Genomic DNA, 19317 nt, shown 5'->3' on the forward strand with positions numbered 1-19317 from the left:
GCCGGACCACAGCGGCGGCCGTACGGTCCGGTCCGTCAGCCCGCCCGCAGGAAGGCGCTGGTGGCGACCGTGCCCACCAGCCGCAGCCGGGTGCGCCCGGCCAGGTGGGCGTCGGCGGCCGCCTGGACCCCGGGCCACCGCGCGTCGCCGTAGTCGTCGAGCACCACGACCGCCCCCGTGGCCGCGATCTCCTCGGCCCACTCCAGGTCCCGCGCCACGCCCTCCTCGGAGTGGTCACCGTCGATCACGATGACCCCGTACCGGCGGTCGGAAAGGGCCTCGCGCACCGCCGGGTCCTGCGAGAACCCGCGGTGCAGCCGCAGCCGGTCCGGGTGCACGCCCGCCAACAGCAGGTTGGCCCGCACGACGTCCTCACTGATCGGCGTGCCCGAGGGGTCCCGGCTGATCTCCACCCCGGGCTGGAGCTGTACGGGTGCGATCGGGTCCACGATCGTCAGCCGGTAGCCGAGCCCCCGGCGCAGCAGCTGGCGGGCCATGCCGCCGGCGAAGAGCCCGTACAGCGTGCCGATCTCCAGGATCTCGCCGTTCGGCGGGCCCAGCAGCGGCGTGGTGGTGAGCTTCCCCAGGATGTTCACGGTGGAGCCGGCGATCCGCCCCACGCCCCGGGACTCCAGCTCCACCAGCGTCCGGAAGGCCTGCGCCGTCTCGGTCCACGCCCCCGGGCGGCCCGCGACGGCCGCGATCTCGTCCGACAGCTTCCTGAAGACCTCACGGCTCGGCATCCGGTCGTTGAGCCGGCCGTCCTTGCCGTAGAGCAGGTCATGGGTGAACGGCCGGGCGTGCTGGGTGGCCAGCTGCTCCTGCGTACGGCGGAGCTCCTGCCGCAGGGTGTCGATCTGCCGGTCGGCCGCCCGCAGCCGCCGATCGATCCGCCGGTCGATGCGGTCGATCAGGGGCTGGAGCAGACGCCGCGCGGGACGGGCGCGGAGTGGCACATCGGTCATGGGGTTCTCCTGGATGCGGACCGTTTCACGTGAAACGAAGCTATTGACTGCCCCGCATCCAGCCCAAGGGCCATGGGGTGAAGTTCGCGCGCTGTCACCTCGTCAACCCCCGCCCATCCGCGAGCCGTTCACACACCGTCCATGCGCGACGCGCCCGGCCCCCGCCCGACCGACGCACACCGCCACGGCAATCCCCGAGGTGTGCGCCGGTACGACCCCCTGCGCTGTTGCCCGTCCCGCCCGTACCTCAGCCCAGCCGGCCGAGCGCCTCCGTGGCGATCTCCTCGAAGACGGCCTGGTCGGCGGCGAAGTCGGAGTCGGCGATCGGCCAGTGGACGACGATCTCGGTGAAGCCGAGCTCCCGGTGGCGGCCGGCGAAGTCCACGAAGGCCTCCACGGAGCCCAGCAGCGTGTTCCGGTCCGGCGTGAAGCCCGTGAGCAGCACCTTGTCCAGCTCGGCGACGTCCCGGCCGATGTCCGCGCAGGCCTTGCCGAGCTTCTCGACCTGGCCGCGCAGGGCCTCCACCGACTGCTCCGGAGTGCCGTCCTCGTAGAGCTTCGGGTCGCCGGTGGTCACCCATGCCTGGCCGTACCGCGCCGCGAGCTTGAGGCCGCGCGGCCCGGTCGCGGCCACCGCGAAGGGCAGCCGCGGGCGCTGGACGCAGCCCGGCACGTTGCGGGCCTCGTCGGCGGAGTAGTGCGTGCCGGTGTGGCTGACCGCGTCCTCCGTCAGCAGCCGGTCCAGCAGGGGGAGGAACTCCCCGAACCGGTCGGCGCGCTCCCTCGGGGTCCAGGGCTCCTGGCCCAGCACGGTGGCGTCGAAACCGTTGCCGCCCGCGCCGATGCCGAGGGTGACCCGGCCGCCGGAGATGTCGTCGAGGGAGATCAGCTCCTTGGCGAGGGTCACCGGGTGCCGGAAGTTCGGCGAGGTGACGAGAGTGCCCAGGCGCAGCCGCTCCGTGGCGGTCGCGGCGGCGGTGAGGGTCGGCAGCGCCCCGAACCAGGGCCCGTCGCGGAAGCTCCGCCAGGACAGGTGGTCGTAGGTGTACGCGGCGTGGAAGCCCAGCTCCTCGGCGCGCTGCCAGCGCTCGCGGCCCCCCTCGTGCCAGCGGTGGACGGGCAGGATCACGGTGCTCAGACGCAGGCTCATGCCCACGAGCCTACGACCGTCCCGGGGACCCCACCGAACACCGGCGTCCCGGCGGCACCGGGGCGCGCCCTGGCCCAAGGGGGCTCGGGTGTTCGACCTGTCGCACGTACCCGCGCCGTCATGGGCGAAGATGGACGGGTGACCGCAGCTCCCAAGCACCCCCGGGCCCCTCGGCTGATCGCCACCGACCTCGACGGCACCCTGCTGCGGGACGACAAGACGGTCTCGGACCGCACGGTCGCCGCGCTGGCCGCGGCCGAGGCCGCCGGCATCGAGGTCTTCTTCGTCACCGGCCGCCCGGCCCGCTGGATGGACGTGGTCAGCGCCCACGTACACGGTCACGGCCTGGCCATCTGCGCCAACGGCGCCGCCGTGGTCGACCTGCACGCCGGACGGAAGATCATCGAGGTACGGCCCCTCGACCGGCCCGTCGCCCTGGAGGTGGTGCGCACCCTGCGCGCCGCCGTGCCCGGCACCTCCTTCGCGGTCGAGCTGACCACGGGCATCAACTACGAGCCCGCCTACCCGCCCTTCTTCCTCGACCCCGGCGCCACGGTCGCCGTCGCGGAGAAGCTGCTGCACGAGGAACACAGCACGGCACCGGTGCTCAAGCTGCTGGCCCACCACGCCGAACTCGCCCCGGACGCCTTCCTCGCCCTGGCCCGGGAGGCGGCCGGCCGGCACGCCTCGATCACCCGGTCCAGCCCCACCGCCCTGCTGGAGATCAGCGGGCCCGGGGTCTCCAAGGCCAGCACCCTGGCCATGTGCTGTGCCGAGCGCGGCATCTCCGCCGACGAGGTGGTGGCCTTCGGCGACATGCCGAACGACATCGAGATGCTCACCTGGGCCGGCACCTCGTACGCCATGGGCAACGCCCACCCGGACGTGATCGCGGCCGCCTCCGGCCGTACCGTCGCCAACACCGAGGACGGCGTGGCCGTCGTCATCGAGCGCATGCTGGCCGAGCGCGGGGCCTGACGGAGCCCGCCGGCCGGGGGCCGGATGCAGCGCGACGGCGCGAGCGTGACCGCGCCGCCCTACAGCGGCGCCTCCCACACCAGCCGCGTCCCGCCCCCGTCCTCGCCGAGGCCCGGCCCGTACCAGCTGGCCCCGCCCAGGGACTCGGCCCGGCGCCGCAGGTTCCGCAGCCCGCTCCGGCGCCCGCCCTCCGGGATGCCGACCCCGTCGTCCGCCACCTCCAGCCGTACCGCCGGCCGCCCGTCCGCCAGCTTGGCGGTGGCGTCGACGAGCACCTCGATCCGGCCGGCCTCGGCATGGCGGAAGGCGTTCGACAGCGCCTCCCGCAGCGCGGCGATCAGGTTCTTGCCCACCAGCTCCCCCACCACGGCGTCGACCGCGCCGAGGAAGCGGTGGGACGGCTTGAAGCCCAGCGGCACCGCGGCCATGTTGATCTCGCGCAGCACCCGGGTGCGCAGCCCCGAGGGCGCCTCCGCCGGGCCCTGCTGGAGCGCGAAGATCGCCGTACGGATCTCCTGGATCGTCACGTCGAGCTCGTCGACGGCCTTCCCGACGCCCTCGCGCACCTCGGGCACGATCGACCTGCGCTGCGCGCCCTCGAGCATCATCCCGGTGGCGAAGAGCCGCTGGATCACCAGGTCGTGCAGGTCGCGGGCGATCCGGTCGCGGTCCTCGTAGACCGCCAGCCGCTCCCGGTCGCGCTGCGCCTCGGCCATCATCAGCGCGAGCGCGGCCTGCGAGGCGAACTGGGTGGCGAGGGTCCGCTCGGCCTCCGTGAACGGCCGCTTGCCCCGCGCCCGCGGGGTCACCAGGGCGCCCAGCACCCGGCCCCCGCTCTGCAGCGGGAGCATCATGCAGGGGCCGTACTGGCTGGTCAGACGGCTGATCATGCGGGGATCGGCGGAGACGTCGTCCACGAAGACCGGCTCGCCCGCCATCAGGCTGTCGACCACCGCGCTCTCGGCGGGGACGACCACGCCGAGCGAGGTGGCCGGGTCGTCGGAGGAGACCGCGACGATCTCCATGCCTCCGTCCTCCGCCGGCAGCATCACTATCCCGGCAGCCGAGTCCGCCAGGTGCCTGGCCTGCTCGGCCACCACCGCCAGCGCGTCGTCCGCGTCGCCGCCGGAGAGCAGCGCGGTCGTGACGGCGACGGAGCCGTCGATCCAGCGCTCCCGCTGGGTGGCCGCCTCGTAGAGCCGGGCGTTGCCGATCGCGATGCCCGCCTCGGTGGCCAGCACCCGGACCATGTGCAGGTCGTAGTCGTTGAACTCGACGCCGCCGCGCTTCTCCGCGAGGTAGAGGTTGCCGAAGATCTCGCCCTGCACGCGGATCGGTACGCCGAGGAAGCTCCGCATCCGCGGATGGTGCGCCGGGAAGCCCGCGGAGCGCGGGTCGCTGGTCAGGTCGGCGAGCCGGACCGGCTGCGGATCCCTGATCAGCGCACCGAGCAGGCCCCGCTTGCCGTCGGGGCGGTGGCCGATGCGCCGGGACGTCTCCTCGTCGATGCCGTACGTGACGAAGTCCGAGAGCCCTCGGCCCTCGACGTCCACGACCCCGATGGCGGCGTACTGCGCGTCGGCCAGTTCGGCGGCCGTCTCGCAGATGCGGTCGAGGGTGGAGTGCAGCTCGAGGCCCGTGCCGACCGACCGCATCGCCTCCAGCAGCTGGGGGACACGGGCGGTGAGCTCGGTGGACAGTCCCTGGAGGCTCCGTGTCGCCTCGGTGGCGGCTTCGAGCGGGTCCGGGGATTCCTGCGACTCCTGCACTGACATGACCTTGAGCCTAGTTAGTCCCTTTTACTGGGGAAAGTCGGCCATGGCGGTGCTGCGGCCCCCGCCGGCCCGGCCGGACAGCCGGTCCGCCGCCCACTCCCGCTCCAGCATCCGCCGCAGCGGTCCCTCGGCCTCCGCCAGCGCCGCGTACCCGCCGCGCTGCACGATCCGGCCCCGGTCCAGGACGACGACCTCGTCCACCGCGTCGAGCCCCGCCAGCCGGTGGGTGATCAGCAGCGTCGTGCGGCCCTCGGTCGCGGTCAGCAGATCGGCCGTCAGGGCGTCGGCGGTCTCCAGGTCGAGGTGTTCCGCGGGCTCGTCCAGCACCAGCACCGGGAAGTCGGCGAGCAGGGCGCGGGCCAGGGCCAGCCGCTGGCGCTGGCCGCCGGAAATCCGTTCGCCGTGTTCACCCACCGGCGTGTCCAGGTCCAGGGGGAGCCGGGCCGCGGCCAGGGCCTCCCGCAGTTCGGCGTCGGTGGCACCGGTCCTGGCCAGCCGCAGGTTCTCCCGTACCGAGCTGTCGAAGATGTGGGCGTCCTGCGCGCACAGGCCGACGAACCGGCGTACGGCGTCCTCGTCGAGGGCCCGGGCGTCGGTGCCGCCGAGCGTGTACGAGCCCTCCTCCGCGTCGAGGAAGCGCAGCAGCACCTGCGCGAGCGTGGTCTTGCCGGAGCCCGAGGCGCCCACCACGGCGATCCGCCGGCCCGCTTCGACGGTGAGGTCGATCCCGGCGAGCGCGTCGCCTTCCTGGCCGGGGTACCGGGCCCGCAGGCCCCGGAGCCGCAGCGGGAAGGGCGAGGCCGGCGGACGGACCGGAGCGAGGGTCCGTACGGGCGCGGGCGCGTCGAGCACCTCGTACACCCGCTCCGCGCTACGCCGGACGCGCTGGCGGTACTGCACGGCCAGCGGCAGCGGGGCCACGGCCTCGAAGGCGGCCAGCGGAGCCAGGACCACCACGGCCAGGGCCACCCCGGACAGCCGGCCGTCGGCCACCGCGCGGACCCCGGCCAGGGCCGCGAACACCACGGTGAGCCCGCAGGCCAGGGCGGTCAGCCCGGAGCCGAGACCGGTGGCGGAAGCGCCGCGGCGGGCGATCCGGGTGAGGAGGGAGTCGGCGGCGCGGACCCGCTCCTTGCGGGCGGCCAGGGCTCCGGCGACGGTGAGCTCAGCGGTCCCGGAGAGCAGATCGGCCACCTGGGTGGCCAGCTCGCCCCGGGCGGGCGCCAGACGGCGCTCCGCGCGGCGCGCGACCGTGCCGCTGAGCAGCGGTACGCCGGCCCCCGCGACCAGCAGGCCGACCGCGAGGACCGCTCCGGCGGCCGGCAGCAGCCAGGCGGTGAAACCGACGGACGCGGCACCCACGAGGACGGCGGTGCCGAGCGGCAGCAGCCAGCGGAGCCAGTAGTCCTGGAGCGCGTCGACATCGGCGACCAGCCGCGAGAGCAGGTCGCCGCGCCGGGTGCGGCGCAGTCCCGCCGGGGCGATGCGTTCGAGCCGGCGGTACACGGACACCCGCAGGTCGGCCAGCATGCGCAGCACGGCGTCGTGCGAGACGAGCCGCTCGGCGTACCGGAAGACCGCCCGTCCGATGCCGAAGGCGCGGGTCGCGGTGACCGCCATCATCAGGTAGAGCACGGGCGGCTGCTCCGAGGCCCGCGAGATCAGCCAGCCGGAGACCGCCATCAGGCCCACGGCCGAGGCGGTGGCGAGGCTGCCCAGCCCGAGGGCACCGGCGAAGCGCCCCCAGCGGCGGCGCGCCTCGGTGCGCACCCGGGCCAGCACCGGCCGCCCGGCGCCCCGCACGGCCCCCGCGACGTCGCCCGGAGCCGCGCCCGGAGCAGCGAGGTACCCGGCGTCACCCGTCGCGCCCGGTGCCGCGAGATCCCCGGCCTCACCCATCGCGTCCGGCACCCCGAGATCCCCGGCGCCGGGCGTCACGCCCGCACCGGTACGGCCCTCCGCACCCCGCGCCGCGCCCGAACGCTCCACCGCGCCCGGCACGCGGACCACGGCCCCCGCCCCGTACCCGTCGGCGCCGGACCCCAGCCGCACCACCCGGTCGGCGACCGACAGCAGCGCGGGCCGGTGCACGACCAGCAGCACCGTGCGCCCGGCGGCGAGCCGTCGTACCGCCTCGACCACGCCCGCCTCGGTCTCCCCGTCGAGCGCGGCGGTGGGCTCGTCCAGCAGCAGCACCGGCCGGTCCGCGAGGAACGCCCGAGCGAGGGCCAGCCGCTGGCGCTGGCCGGCGGACAGCCCCACCCCGCCCTCGCCCAGGACCGTCCCGGCCCCCCGGGGCAGCGCGGCCACGAAGTCCCGCGCCCCGGCGTCGCCCAGGGCCCGCTCCACCTCCGCGTCGGTGGCCCCGGGCCTGGCCAGCCTGACGTTCTCGGCGATCGTCCCGGCGAACAGGTACGGCCGCTGGGGCACCCACGCGATCCGGGCCCGCCACTCCTCGGGCGACAGCTCCGCCAGGTCCGTCCCCCCGACCAGCACCCGCCCGGTCGTGGGCCGCACGAACCCCAGCAGCACCTGGAGCAGCGTCGACTTGCCCACGCCGCTCGGACCGGTGAGGGCGACGGTCTCCCCCGCCGCCACGGTCAGTGAGACGGCGCCGAGCGCGTCGGCCTCCCGCCCCGGGTACCGCACGGACACGCCCTCGACCCGCAGCCCGGAGTCCGCCGGCACGGCCGCGGTCCCGCCCGCCCCCGGCACCGGGGTCTCCAGCACCTCGAAGATCTCCTCGGCGGCCGCCAGCCCCTCGGCGGCCGCGTGGTACTGCGCACCCACCTGACGCAGCGGCAGGTACGCCTCGGGCGCCAGGATCAGGATGACCAGGCCCGTGTACAGGTCCAGCTCGCCGTGGACCAGCCGCATGCCGATCGTCACGGCCACCAGCGCCACCGACAGGGTGGCCAGCAGCTCCAGCGCGAAGGAGGACAGGAAGGCGATCCGCAGGGTCCGCAGCGTCGCCCGCCGGTAGTCGGCGGTGATCGCCCGGATGGACTCGGCCTGCGCCTTGGCCCGCCCGAACACCTTCAGCGTCGGCAGACCCGCGACCACGTCGAGGAAGTGCCCCGACAGCCGGGAGAGCAGCTGCCACTGACGGTCCATCCGGGCCTGCGTGGCCCAGCCGATGAGCACCATGAAGACCGGGATCAGGGGCAGCGTGACCACGATGATCGCGGCGGACACCCAGTCCTCGGTGACGATCCGGGCCAGTACGGCCACCGGCACCACCACGGCCAGCCCGAGCTGCGGCAGGTACCGCGCGAAGTAGTCGTCGAGCGCGTCCACACCCCGGGTGGCCAGGGCCACCAGCGAACCCGTGCGCTGTCCGCTGAGCCAGGAGGGGCCCAGGTCGGCGGCCCGGTCCAGCAGCCGGCCCCGCAGCTCCGACTTCACCGCGGCGCTGGCGCGGTGCGCGGCCAGCTCGGTCAGCCAGGACACCAAGGCGCGCCCGAGCGCCACGCCCGCGAGCAGCAGCAGCGGGGTCCGCAGTTCGGTACCGCCCAGCCCGCGCTGGAAGGCACCGACCACGACCTCGGCGATCAGCATCGCCTGGCCGACGACCAGCGCCGCCCCCACCAGGCCGAGGACCACCGTCGCCACGAGGAAGCGGCGGGTGGACCGGGCGTACCGGAGCAGACGCGGGTCGATCGGTTTCACGTGAAACATCCCCCTCGGCGGGAGGCCGGGGGCGTCGGACGGGACGCCCCCGGCACGGGGCGGACAGGCTCGGGACCCGGCGGGACCCGGCGGGACCCGCGGGACCTAGTGGACCGGGTCGGCGATGTGCTGGGTGCCGATCCGCTTGCGGAACACCCAGTACGTCCAGCCCTGGTAGAGCAGCACCACCGGCGTGGCCACGGCCGCGCACCAGGTCATGATCTTCAGGGTGTAGGCGCTGGACGAGGCGTTGGTGACCGTGAGGCTCCACGCGTCGTTCAGCGAGGACGGCATGACGTTCGGGAAGAGCGTCAGGAAGAGCATCGCGACGGCGGCCGCGATCGTGATGCCCGACAGCGCGAACGACCAGCCCTCCCGGCCCGCGACGATGGCTCCGACGGCACCCACGAGGGCGAGCACGGCCACGACCATCGCGGCCAGGCTCTTGGCGTCGCCCTTCGAGACCTGGGTCCAGATCAGGAAGACCAGTGCGAGCACCGCCGTCACCAGGCCCAGCCGCAGCGCGAGCTTCCGCGAGCGGTCCCGGATGTCACCGACCGTCTTGAGCGAGGTGAAGACCGCGCCGTGGAAGGTGAACAGGGTGAGCGTGACCAGACCGCCGAGGATCGAGTAGACGTTCAGCAGGTCCCAGAAGGTGCCGACGTACTCCATGTCGGCGTCGATCTTGACGCCCCGCACGATGTTGCCGAAGGCCACACCCCACAGGAAGGCCGGGACCAGCGAGGTCCAGAAGATCGCGTGCTCCCAGTTGGTCTGCCACTTCTCCTCGGGCCGCTTGGCCCGGTACTCGAAGGCGACGCCCCGCACGATGAGGCAGACCAGGATGACCAGCAGCGGCAGGTAGAAGCCGGAGAACAGGGTGGCGTACCACTCGGGGAAGGCGGCGAAGGTCGCGCCGCCCGCCGTGAGCAGCCAGACCTCGTTGCCGTCCCAGACCGGCCCGATCGTGTTGATCAGGACCCGCTTCTCGGCCCGGTCCCGGGCCAGCAGCCTGGTCAGGACGCCGACGCCGAAGTCGAAGCCCTCCAGGAAGAAGTAGCCGGTCCACAGGACGGCGATGAGTACGAACCAGACGTCGTGGAGTTCCATAGCGCGATCCCCTCGGCCTCAGTACGAGAAGGCCATCGGCCGGTCGGCGTCTTTGTCGTCGCCGCCGATCTTGGTGGGCGGGTTGAGATCGGACTCCGTCAGCTCGGGCGGTCCGGCCTTGACGTACTTCACCAGCAGCTTGACCTCGATCACCGCGAGCACGGCGTAGAGCAGGGTGAAGACGATCATCGAGGTGAGCACCTCGCCCTGGGAGACACCGGGCGAGACCGCGTCCCGGGTGCGCAGGACGCCGTAGACGACCCACGGCTGGCGGCCCATCTCGGTGAAGATCCAGCCCCAGGAGTTGGCGATCAGCGGGAAGCCGAGCATCCACACCGCCAGCAGCCAGTACCACCGCGTCAGACGGGCGCCCAGCGGCTGCTTGAAGAGCACGAGGTTCGGCACCTCGTCGTCGCCGGTGCGGTGGGCGGCCGGCAGCATGAACTTCCGGCGGGTCAGCCAGAGGCCCACGGCGCCGAGTGCGAGGGACGCCATGCCGAAGCCGATCATCCAGCGGAAGCCCCAGTAGGCCACCGGGATGTTGGGCCGGTAGTCGCCGGGCCCGTACTTCTCCTGCTCGGACTTGTTGACGTCGTTGATGCCGGGGACGAAGGAGTCGAAGTCGTCGTTGGCGAGGAAGGACAGCAGGCCCGGGATCTCTATGGCCACCTTGTTGTGGCCCTCGTCCACGTCGCCGTAGGCGAAGACGGAGAACGGGGCGGGGGCCTCGCCGTCCCAGAGCGCCTCGGCGGCGGCCATCTTCATCGGCTGCTGCTTGAACATGACCTTGCCGAGCAGGTCGCCGCTGATCGCGGTCAGCAGGCCGGCGATCACGATGGTGACCAGGCCGAGCCGCAGCGAGGTGCGCATCACGGGGATGTGCTTCCTGCGCATCAGGTGGAAGGCCGCGATGCCGACCATGAACGCACCGCCGGTCAGGAAGGCCGCCGAGAGCGTGTGGAAGACCTGGGTGAGCGTGGTGTTCTGGCTGAGCACCGCCCAGAAGTCGGTGAGCTCGGCCCGGCCGTTCGCCTTGTTGATCTTGTAGCCGACCGGGTGCTGCATCCAGGAATTGGCCGCGAGGATGAAGTACGCGGACAGGATGGTCCCGATGGAGACCATCCAGATGCAGGCGAGGTGGATCTTCTTGGGCAGCTTGTCCCAGCCGAAGATCCACAGTCCGATGAACGTGGACTCGAAGAAGAAGGCGATCAGTGCCTCGAACGCCAGCGGGGCACCGAAGACGTCACCGACGAACCGCGAGTAGTCCGACCAGTTCATGCCGAACTGGAATTCCTGCACGATGCCGGTGACGACACCCATCGCGATGTTGATCAGGAACAGCTTGCCCCAGAACTTGGTGGCCCTGAGGTACTTCTCGTTCTCCGTGCGGACCCAAGCCGTCTGCAGTCCCGCGGTGAGGGCGGCGAGGGAGATCGTCAGGGGGACGAAGAGGAAGTGGTAGACGGTGGTGATCCCGAACTGCCAGCGCGCCAGCGTCTCCGGCGCCAAAGCTAGGTCCACGTCGTCTTCTCCTTACGGTCGCCGTGGTCACATCGGCAGTTTGCCTGCTTAATACCGCTCAATACGGGAGGAAGCAGGACACGCTTGTGAACGCGTTCACATTCACAAGCATTATGTCGTACCGGTTCCGCGATCTTTCATCCGGGGGGTACACCTCTAGCCAAGAAATTCAACATATTGTTGAATTCGGCCATGCAGATACGAATCTCCTGGCCCGCGGGCCAGCTCACCGCCACCCTCGACGAGACGCCGACCAGCAAGGCCCTGGCCGCCGCGCTCCCCATCCACGCCTCCGCGAACACCTGGGGCGAGGAGGTCTACTTCGACACCGGCGTCTCCGTGGCCCTGGAGGACGACGCCCAGCAGGTCGTCGAGCCCGGCACGGTCGCGTTCTGGACCGAGGGCGACGCGCTCGCGCTCCCCTACGGCCCCACGCCCATCTCCCGCGGGGGCGAGAGCCGCCTGGCGAGCCCGTGCAACGTACTCGGCTCGTTCGACGGCGACCCCCGCCTCCTGGCCACCGTCCGCGACGGCGACCCGGTCCGCGTGGAGCCGGCGTAACCGCCGGCCCCCGCGGACCGCACACCCGACGACCGCGGCCCCCGGAACGATGACGTCCGGGCACCCGGCCCCAGGAACTACAGCTCCTTGCGGAACGCCTCCGCCGCGTGCAGGAAGAGGTCGTTCGCCTCGGTCTCACCGATCGTGACCCGCAGGCCCTCACCGGGGAACGGCCGGACCACCACACCGGCCTTCTCGCACGCCGCCGCGAACGCCGCGGTCCGCTCCCCCAGCCGCATCCACACGAAGTTGGCCTGCGTCTCGGGCACGGTCCAGCCCTGGTCGACCAGCGCCTCGTAGACCCGCTTGCGCTCGCACACCAGCGAACCCACCCGGCCGAGCAGCTCGTCCTCGGCCCGCAGCGATGCCACCGCGGCGTCCTGCGCCAGCTGGCTGACGCCGAACGGCACCGCCGTCTTGCGCAGCGCCGCGGCCACCGGCTCGTGGGCCACGGCGAAGCCGACGCGCAGGCCGGCCAGACCGTACGCCTTCGAGAACGTGCGCAGCACGGCGACGTTCGGCCGGTCGCGGTACAGCTCGATGCCGTCCGGCACCTCGGCGTCGCGGATGAACTCGCGGTACGCCTCGTCGATCACGACCAGCACGTCCGACGGCACCCGGTCCAGGAAGCGCTCCAGCTCGGCCCGGCGCACCACCGTGCCGGTGGGGTTGTTCGGGTTGCAGACGAAGATCAGCCGCGTCCGGTCGGTGATGGCGTCCGCCATCGCGTCCAGGTCGTGCACGTCGCCCTTGGTGAGCGGCACCTGCACCGACGTCGCGCCGGAGATCTGCACGATGATCGGATAAGCCTCAAAGGACCGCCAGGCGTAGATCACCTCGTCGCCCGGGCCCGCCGTGGACTGGATCAGGGACTGGGCCACGCCCACCGAGCCGGTGCCGGTGGCGATGTGCTCGACCGGCACGCCGAAGCGCTCGGAGAGCTCGGCCACCAGGCCGGTGCAGGCCATGTCGGGGTACCGGTTGAAGCTGTTCGCCGCCGCGACCGCGCTCTCCAGCACGCCCGGGAGCGGCGGATACGGGTTCTCGTTGGAGGACAGCTTGTACGCGACCGGGCCCCCGGCAGCGGCGGGCTTCCCCGGCTTGTACGTGGGGATGCCGTCCAGCTCGGCGCGCAGCTTCGGGCTCTTCTCGCTCACCGCAGGTCCTCCTCGACCTTCCCGTGCAAGTTCAATACTGCTCACCTTATGAGGATTCCGCCGTTCGGAGAATGGCTGGCAGAAGGAATGAGGGGAGCGCTTGCATATATGCGTGCGCCGGTGGCTTGCGCCGTGGCGCGCATCCCTCGTGAAGGTGAGTTGAGACCACTTCGAAACATCGACACTTTGGCATGCCCGTACCCGCCGACAAGCGGCAGCCCGGACCCCCAACCTGCAACTACCTCTATTTCCAAGGTCATTGGGGGTGGCGAACCATGCAGAAACGTGCCTGTCAACGACTGCATATGCACCCGGACCACCCACCCCCCCGAGCCCTACTATCGGCTCGCCATGACAGCAGCAGGGAAGCATCAGGTGAGCCGGACGGAGACCCCCCGGCGGGCCGCCCGGCAAGGACGGGCAGGCATCAGAGACGTGGCCGCCGCGGCCGGCGTCTCGATCACAACTGTCTCGGACGCGCTCAATGGCAAGGGCCGGCTGCCGGACGCCACCCGCCGCCACGTCCGCGAGGTCGCAGACCGGCTGGGGTACCGCCCCTCCGCCGCGGCCCGAACCCTCCGTACCGGGAAATCGGGCCTCATCGGCCTGACCGTGACGACGTACGGGGATGAACCTTTCACCTTCACGGAATTCGCGTACTTCGCGGAGATGGCGAGAGCCGCCACCTCCGCAGCACTCGCCCGCGGGTACGCGCTCGTCATCCTCCCGGCGACCTCCCGCCACGACGTCTGGTCGAACGTGGCGCTGGACGGGACCGTGGTGATCGACCCCTCCGACCACGACCCCGTGGTCACCGAGCTGGTCCGCCAGGGCCTGCCGGTGGTCTCGGACGGCCGTCCGGCGGGTTCCCTCCCGGTCACCGCCTGGGTGGACAACGACCACGAGGCCGCCGTACTCGACCTGCTCGACCACCTCGCCGCCGCGGGCGCCCGCCGGATCGGGCTGCTCACCGGGACGACCACGGACACGTACACCCGGCTCTCGACCACCGCGTACCTCAACTGGTGCGCCCGGGTCGGCCAGGATCCGGTGTACGAGTCCTACCCCGCGCACGACCCGTGCGCGGGCGCGGTCGCCGCCGACCGGCTGCTCGCGCGCCCGGACCGCCCGGACGCCGTGTACGGCCTCTTCGACCCCAACGGCACCGACCTGCTGGCCGCCGCCCGCCGCTACGGGCTGCGCGTCCCGGACGACCTGCTGCTCGTGTGCTGCAGCGAGTCCACGGTCTACGCGAACACCGAGCCGCCCATCACCACGCTCTCCCTCAAACCGCGCCGCATCGGCACCGCCGTCGTGCAGTTGCTGATCGACGCGATCGAGGGAGTCGACGCCGGCCGGCCGGTCGAGCAGGTGATACCGACCGAACTCATCGTCCGCACCTCGTCCCAGCGCAGGCCTCCACGTACCACGGTCAGCCCGCCCCGATCCCCGGCACGGGACTGACGACGCGGCCCGGATCCACAAGATCACCCGTCCAGACCACCCAAATCGGGAGAAACAACCAACGCGGTTCGTGTCCGTCCAGGATTCACCACCCCTGGTGCGTCACACAGAGCGAGCTGCATTCCTATGATGGGCGCACGACATCACGGACCCTCCGGCCAGGAGGGTCCGCAGGTGCACGGCAGCGCGAGGTGGTGGAGGGGTCGATGGCTCAGGGGGCAGGTCAGGGACCCGCGATGCGGACGGAGACGCTCCGGGATTTCCGCGTTCCCGCGGCCGAGTACACCCCCGAGTTCAATCCGTACGCCGGCACCCCCGGCCACCCGGCGCACCCCGCCGCCCACCACCCCGGAGCGGCTCCGGTGCAGCGGTCCGCGCCGCCGGAGCCCCACGCCTACCCGGCCCCCCCGACGGCACCCGCCGAGGACCCGGACGGCTACACCCCGACCCAGCGCGACCTCCCGGTCATCGGGCAGGGCGCACGCCCCGCCGGCGGTCCCGGCGACACCGTGCAGATCCAGCACGTCCCCGAGGAGCGCGCCGGCGGCCCCGGCCCCCTGTGGGTGGTCGGCGACGTGCACGGCTACCTCGACGAGCTGGTCGCCGAACTCCGCGCCAAGGGCCTGACCGACTCCGAGGGCCACTGGGCCGCGGGCAACGCGCGGCTCTGGTTCCTCGGCGACTTCACCGACCGCGGCCCCGACGGCATCGGCGTGATCGACCTGGTCATGCGCCTCTCCGCCGAGGCCGCCGCGGCCGGCGGCTACTGCAAGGCCCTCATGGGCAACCACGAGCTGCTGCTCATCGGTGCCAAGCGGTTCGGCGACACCCCGGTCAGCTCCGGCGCCGGCACCGCCACCTTCCAGGCCGCCTGGCTGCTCAACGGCGGCCAGCGCACCGACATGGAGCGCCTGGAGGACGTCCACCTCCAGTGGATGTCGCGGCTCGACGCGGCCGCCGTGGTCGACGACCACCTGCTGCTGCACTCGGACACGATCGCGTACCTCGACTACGGCGACTCCGTCGAGGCGGTCAACGACACCGTCAAGCAGGCCCTCAACCGCAACGACGCCAACGAGTGCTGGGACCTGTTCCGCAAGTTCACCAAGCGCTTCAGCTTCCGCGACGAGGAGTCCGGCCCCGGCGAGGTCCGCAGGCTGCTCGCCACGTACGGCGGCTCGCGCATCGTGCACGGCCACAGCCCCATCCCGTACCTCCTGGGCGAGGTCGGTTCGGAGGACGGCGAGGACTCGGACGGCCCGACCGTCGAGGGGCCGCACGTGTACGCCGACGGGCTCGCCATCGCGATGGACGGCGGGGTGACCATGGCCGGAAAGCTGCTGGTGGTCGAACTTCCGCTGCGCGACTGACTGTTCACCGTCCGGGGTATTTACCGAAAGCCCCTGTCACGGCACCACGTGGGCGCTCTACCATCGCTCTATCCGTAGCAGGCTCTCCTCCGTTTCCGCCGGACCTTCCTGTCTACGCGGGCAAACCGGCGCCGACGGAGCATCGGGGGATGCACATGACCAGCGCTCCGCACCTGCTGACCGAGGACCGGCCCGAGTTCCTGCGCCTGCTGGACGAGGTGCTCCGCACGGCCTCCGAGCGGCCCGACCTGGCCTCCGTCGGCGAACGGCTGAACACCGAACAGCTGCGCACGATGGCACTCAACGCGACCGGCATCCTGACCGCCGCGGCGGCTCCCGAGTACGAGCACTTCGTGAAGGTACGGGAAGACCTGCGCGACCCGGCGCGCCAGGAACCACGGGACACCGACGACGGCACCGGCGGGGCCGGGGCCAGCGCGGTGGTGGCGGTGCTGGCACCCGTGCTGTCCGTCACGGCCATGCTGATATTCCTGCTGGTCGGGTACTTCCTGAAGCTGCTGGACCCCGAACCGGCCTTCGCCCGGACGATGCTGACGGCGGGCTGGCTGTTCGGCGGACTGACCGTGGTCGCGATCCTGGTCGCCGCGGTCGGACTGCTGGTGACGGCGGTGCGGAACAGTTCCACCGAGGTCGTGGCGGAGGACCTCGACGCCGTACCGGAGGAGCTGGCCCGCGCGCGGGAGGCCTGGCTCAACGCGCTGCTGGAGCGGGGTGTGCTGCCGTTCCTGCGGGACGCGCTGGCCGACCCCCGGGATCCGGCGGCGCCGTCCTCGTACCGTCCTTCGGGCCGGATGCCGAGCCTCGGGTATTCGCGGCCGGACTTCACGTCCCCGGCGGGTGAGGACCCCACCCCCCGCCCGAGCTACACCAGTCCCGACTTCACGAGCCCGGACTTCGGCGGCCCGGACCGCCGACCGGACTGACGTCCACATGTTTCACGTGAAACACGGCTGTGCCGCGCCCGGCGAACCGGACGCGGCACAGGGGTTCAGGTCAGGGGTTCCGCTCAACCGACCTTGTGAAGAGCCTTGTTGTGGCCCTGAGCAGCGACGGCCGCGCGCAGGTCCTTGTGGACCATGTTGAGCGCGGTCGGCGGGATGCCATTCGAGCCGGGAGTCGGCGTAGTCAGCTGCTCCCAGTCCTCGTTGCAGTCGAGGCGACGGCTACCGAACGGCTCGGTGGGCATGCCCTCGTTGTTGATCTCGCAGGTCGTCTCCCACACCTCCCCGCTCTCGGTCAGTACCTGGATCGAGACGCCTGCGTCGCTGCTGGTCTGGGACGCGATGGAGATCGAGCACGCACCGTCGGGGAACTGGTTGCCGGTGCTGTCGGTCAGGTCGTACCAGATGAAGTCCGTCGGAGACGGCGTCAGGTCGCGGATGCCCGCGTACGCGACACCCCCGGTCAGGACGGCCTTGACCTCCTCACTGCCGCTCGGCTTGTAGGCGTCGACGTCCTGACAGATCGCCACACCCGTCGCACCGGTGGCGCCCGTGGCGCCCGTGGCACCCGTGGCACCCGTGGCACCCGTGGCTCCCGTCGCGCCCGGCGTGCCCGTGCCGTCGGCGCCGGTCGGACCGGTCGGGCCGGTGGCACCCGTGGCACCCGTGGCTCCCGTCGCGCCCGGCGTGCCCGTGCCGTCGGCGCCGGTCGGACCGGTCGGGCCGGTGGCGCCAGTCGGGCCGGTCGGGCCGGTGGCGCCGGTCGCGCCGTCACCCGTACCGGCCGGACCCGTCGGACCCGTCGGACCCGTCGCGCCGGTCGCGCCGGTGGCGCCCGTCGCGCCCGTGGCGCCCTTGCACTTGTCGTCGCCGCCACCGCCACGCACGTACTCGTCGTGGTCCTCGTGGTCCTGCCCGTGCAGGTACCTGTCCAGCAGGTGGCGGGCCAGCGGCATGCCGTGGCGCGGCCGCTCGTGCGGGCGCTCCTCCTTGCAGTCGCCGCTGCCACCCGCCGGCGCGACGGCGCTCACCTTCGGAGTGACCGCGTTGGCCGCGGCCACGGCGGGGCTGGCGAGGCCCACGAGCACGAGCGAGAGGGAGGCCAGGGCACCGCCCACCTGCCAGCCCCGGGTGCAGGGAACGGGACCCAGCTGCGTGGTCCTGCGCTCACGACTCATCAAAAACGCTCCTTCGGAGGGGATCTGCCGCCGGAACGGGTGACGTCCCGGTCGTGGGTTCGAGCTTCCTCCGGAGAGAACGGACGACGAGCAGTACCACTTGAGCGGGCGGATGCACGCGTCAACACTTCGGGCTATCAGGCACCCACCCGAGGGGGTGTTCCCGCCCGCAGACGCAGTAGAGGCTTCGGCGAGCCGTGGACAACGGCGTCACGGGGGTCACTACGGTCACGGACCGACACCGGCCCGGCCGCCCGTACGGCGGCCCGCACACCGTGGACGGGACCCTTGAGCACAGTCTGCCTGAACATGATCGTCAAGAACGAGGCGCCGACCATCCGCAAGTGCCTGGAGTCGGTGCGCCCCCTGATCGACACGTGGGTGATCGTCGACACCGGCTCCACGGACGGCACCCAGGACGTGATCCGGGAGTTCTTCGCCGACCTCCCCGGCGAGCTGTACGAGCGCCCGTGGCGGGGCTTCGACGGCAGCCGCACGGAAGCCGTCGAACTCGCCCGCGACCGGGCCGACTACCTGCTGTTCATGGACGCCGACGACGAGATGCGCATCGAGCCGGGCTTCCGCATGCCCGAGCTCACCCACGACGCCTACCAGCTGGCGGTGCACCACGGTCCGGTCATCCACTGGCGGCACACGCTCGTCGCCACTCGGCTGCCCTGGCGCTACGTCGGGGTGCTCCACGAGTACCTCGACTGCGGCGGACCGCACAGCAAGGACGTGCTCGAAGGGATCAGCCTGCTCATCGTCGGCGGCGGCGCCCGGCAGCGGGAGGGCGGCGAGCGGGAGAAGTACCTGCGGGACGCGAAGATCCTGGAGGAGGGGCTCGCCAAGGAGCCCGGCAACGCGCGCTACGCCTTCTACCTGGCCCAGAGCTGGCGCGACGCCGGCGAGAAGGAGAAGTCCCTGGCCGCCTACGACCGGCGCGCGGCCATGGACGGCTGGGTCGAGGAGACGTACCTCGCCCGGGTGTACGCCGCGCGGCTCGCCGCCGAACTGGAGCGGCCGGCGGCCGAGGTCATGGACCGCTACCTGCGCGCGTACGAGAGCCGGCCCACCCGTGCCGAGGCCATCGGCGACCTCGCCCGGCTGTGCCGCCTGGAGGGGCGCTGGCCCCTGGCCCACCTGTTCGCCCGCCGTGCGGTGGCCGTCCCGCGCCCGGAGGACATCCTGTTCGTGGAGTTCGCCTGGCACGACTGGCGCGCGCTCGACGAGCTGGCCGTCGCCGCCTACTGGACCGGCGAGTACCAGGAGTGCCTGGACTGCTGCGAACGGCTGCTCGGGGACGGCCTGTTGCCGGAGGACCAGCGCGAACGGGTCACCGCGAACCGCGACTTCGCCCGCGCGAAGCTCGGCTCGGCGTACCAGACCGTCGCCTGACCGGCGTACGCCCGGCGCCACCGGGAAGGTGCCGCCGGACGGGCCCGCGACTCCCC

Annotated in this window: 14 protein-coding genes; 6 read left to right on the forward strand and 8 right to left on the reverse strand. The window is 72.3% G+C overall.

The window, feature by feature from the left end; genetic code table 11:
- Window positions 1–35: 35 nt before the first annotated feature.
- Window positions 36–965 (reverse strand): class I SAM-dependent methyltransferase, encoded by a 930-nt coding sequence (locus ACIQUR_RS25305; protein WP_403668358.1) that lies wholly within the window; start codon window positions 963–965, stop codon window positions 36–38.
- A gap of 247 nt (window positions 966–1212) precedes the next feature.
- On the reverse strand, window positions 1213–2115 hold the full coding sequence (locus ACIQUR_RS25310; RefSeq protein ID WP_403668361.1) for an LLM class flavin-dependent oxidoreductase: 903 nt from the start codon (window positions 2113–2115) through the stop codon (window positions 1213–1215).
- 120 nt (window positions 2116–2235) lie between these two features.
- Between ACIQUR_RS25310 and ACIQUR_RS25315 the strand changes: the two genes are divergently transcribed.
- Window positions 2236–3093 (forward strand): Cof-type HAD-IIB family hydrolase, encoded by an 858-nt coding sequence (locus ACIQUR_RS25315; protein WP_403668364.1) that lies wholly within the window; start codon window positions 2236–2238, stop codon window positions 3091–3093.
- A 59-nt stretch (window positions 3094–3152) separates the two neighbouring features.
- Here the strand turns inward: ACIQUR_RS25315 and ACIQUR_RS25320 are convergent, their stop codons facing one another.
- From ACIQUR_RS25320 to ACIQUR_RS25335, 4 genes are all read right to left on the reverse strand, one after another.
- Entirely contained in the window at window positions 3153–4868 is a 1716-nt protein-coding gene (locus tag ACIQUR_RS25320) for a GAF domain-containing sensor histidine kinase (RefSeq protein WP_403668368.1), read from the reverse strand.
- Window positions 4869–4892: 24 nt separating this feature from the next.
- Window positions 4893–8546 (reverse strand): thiol reductant ABC exporter subunit CydD, encoded by a 3654-nt coding sequence (cydD, locus tag ACIQUR_RS25325; RefSeq protein WP_403668371.1) that lies wholly within the window; start codon window positions 8544–8546, stop codon window positions 4893–4895.
- 96 nt (window positions 8547–8642) lie between these two features.
- Complete coding sequence (gene cydB / locus ACIQUR_RS25330; protein ID WP_403668374.1) at window positions 8643–9647, reverse strand: cytochrome d ubiquinol oxidase subunit II; 1005 nt, start codon at window positions 9645–9647, stop codon at window positions 8643–8645.
- Between the two features lie 18 nt (window positions 9648–9665).
- Window positions 9666–11171, reverse strand: coding sequence for a cytochrome ubiquinol oxidase subunit I (locus ACIQUR_RS25335; RefSeq protein ID WP_403668377.1), 1506 nt, complete (start codon window positions 11169–11171; stop codon window positions 9666–9668).
- A 192-nt stretch (window positions 11172–11363) separates the two neighbouring features.
- On the opposite strand from ACIQUR_RS25335, the gene ACIQUR_RS25340 reads away from it, so the two are divergent.
- Window positions 11364–11732 carry a cyclophilin-like fold protein gene (locus ACIQUR_RS25340; protein ID WP_403668380.1) on the forward strand — a complete coding sequence of 123 codons (369 nt, stop codon included), beginning with the start codon at window positions 11364–11366 and terminating at the stop codon, window positions 11730–11732.
- Window positions 11733–11809: 77 nt separating this feature from the next.
- Here ACIQUR_RS25340 and hisC read toward each other — a convergent pair whose 3' ends face one another.
- A complete protein-coding gene (gene hisC, locus ACIQUR_RS25345; protein WP_403668383.1) occupies window positions 11810–12889 on the reverse strand; it encodes a histidinol-phosphate transaminase in 1080 nt (359 codons plus the stop codon).
- Between the two features lie 351 nt (window positions 12890–13240).
- Here hisC and ACIQUR_RS25350 point away from each other — a divergent pair, with 351 nt between their 5' ends.
- From ACIQUR_RS25350 to ACIQUR_RS25360, 3 genes are all read left to right on the forward strand, one after another.
- On the forward strand, window positions 13241–14353 hold the full coding sequence (locus ACIQUR_RS25350; protein WP_403668385.1) for a LacI family DNA-binding transcriptional regulator: 1113 nt from the start codon (window positions 13241–13243) through the stop codon (window positions 14351–14353).
- Between the two features lie 206 nt (window positions 14354–14559).
- The gene (locus ACIQUR_RS25355) at window positions 14560–15723 is read left to right on the forward strand and encodes a metallophosphoesterase (protein ID WP_403668388.1); all 1164 of its coding nucleotides are present in this window, start codon (window positions 14560–14562) and stop codon (window positions 15721–15723) included.
- 149 nt (window positions 15724–15872) lie between these two features.
- Window positions 15873–16667 (forward strand): hypothetical protein, encoded by a 795-nt coding sequence (locus ACIQUR_RS25360; RefSeq protein ID WP_403668391.1) that lies wholly within the window; start codon window positions 15873–15875, stop codon window positions 16665–16667.
- Between the two features lie 83 nt (window positions 16668–16750).
- On the opposite strand, the gene ACIQUR_RS25365 is transcribed toward ACIQUR_RS25360, so the two are convergent.
- Entirely contained in the window at window positions 16751–17863 is a 1113-nt protein-coding gene (locus ACIQUR_RS25365; RefSeq protein ID WP_403668394.1) for a hypothetical protein, read from the reverse strand.
- A 288-nt stretch (window positions 17864–18151) separates the two neighbouring features.
- On the opposite strand from ACIQUR_RS25365, the gene ACIQUR_RS25370 reads away from it, so the two are divergent.
- On the forward strand, window positions 18152–19261 hold the full coding sequence (locus tag ACIQUR_RS25370; RefSeq protein WP_403668396.1) for a glycosyltransferase: 1110 nt from the start codon (window positions 18152–18154) through the stop codon (window positions 19259–19261).
- Window positions 19262–19317 lie beyond the last annotated feature (56 nt).

The organism is Streptomyces sp. NPDC101132 (assembly GCF_044759225.1).
In the GTDB taxonomy this organism is placed as follows: Bacteria; Actinomycetota; Actinomycetes; order Streptomycetales; family Streptomycetaceae; genus Streptomyces.

Bases quoted from the DNA above. Each gene is read 5' to 3' on its own strand.
- ACIQUR_RS25365 (WP_403668394.1), bottom strand. From the start codon at position 17,863: ATGAGTCGTGAGCGCAGGACCACGCAGCTGGGTCCCGTTCCCTGCACC.
- ACIQUR_RS25360 (WP_403668391.1), top strand. From the start codon at position 15,873: ATGCACATGACCAGCGCTCCGCACCTGCTGACCGAGGACCGGCCCGAG.
- ACIQUR_RS25340 (WP_403668380.1), top strand. From the start codon at position 11,364: ATGCAGATACGAATCTCCTGGCCCGCGGGCCAGCTCACCGCCACCCTC.
- cydD (WP_403668371.1), bottom strand. From the start codon at position 8,546: ATGTTTCACGTGAAACCGATCGACCCGCGTCTGCTCCGGTACGCCCGG.
- ACIQUR_RS25355 (WP_403668388.1), top strand. From the start codon at position 14,560: ATGGCTCAGGGGGCAGGTCAGGGACCCGCGATGCGGACGGAGACGCTC.
- ACIQUR_RS25350 (WP_403668385.1), top strand. From the start codon at position 13,241: ATGACAGCAGCAGGGAAGCATCAGGTGAGCCGGACGGAGACCCCCCGG.
- cydB (WP_403668374.1), bottom strand. From the start codon at position 9,647: ATGGAACTCCACGACGTCTGGTTCGTACTCATCGCCGTCCTGTGGACC.
- ACIQUR_RS25315 (WP_403668364.1), top strand. From the start codon at position 2,236: ATGGGCGAAGATGGACGGGTGACCGCAGCTCCCAAGCACCCCCGGGCC.
- ACIQUR_RS25320 (WP_403668368.1), bottom strand. From the start codon at position 4,868: ATGTCAGTGCAGGAGTCGCAGGAATCCCCGGACCCGCTCGAAGCCGCC.
- ACIQUR_RS25310 (WP_403668361.1), bottom strand. From the start codon at position 2,115: ATGAGCCTGCGTCTGAGCACCGTGATCCTGCCCGTCCACCGCTGGCAC.
- ACIQUR_RS25305 (WP_403668358.1), bottom strand. From the start codon at position 965: ATGACCGATGTGCCACTCCGCGCCCGTCCCGCGCGGCGTCTGCTCCAG.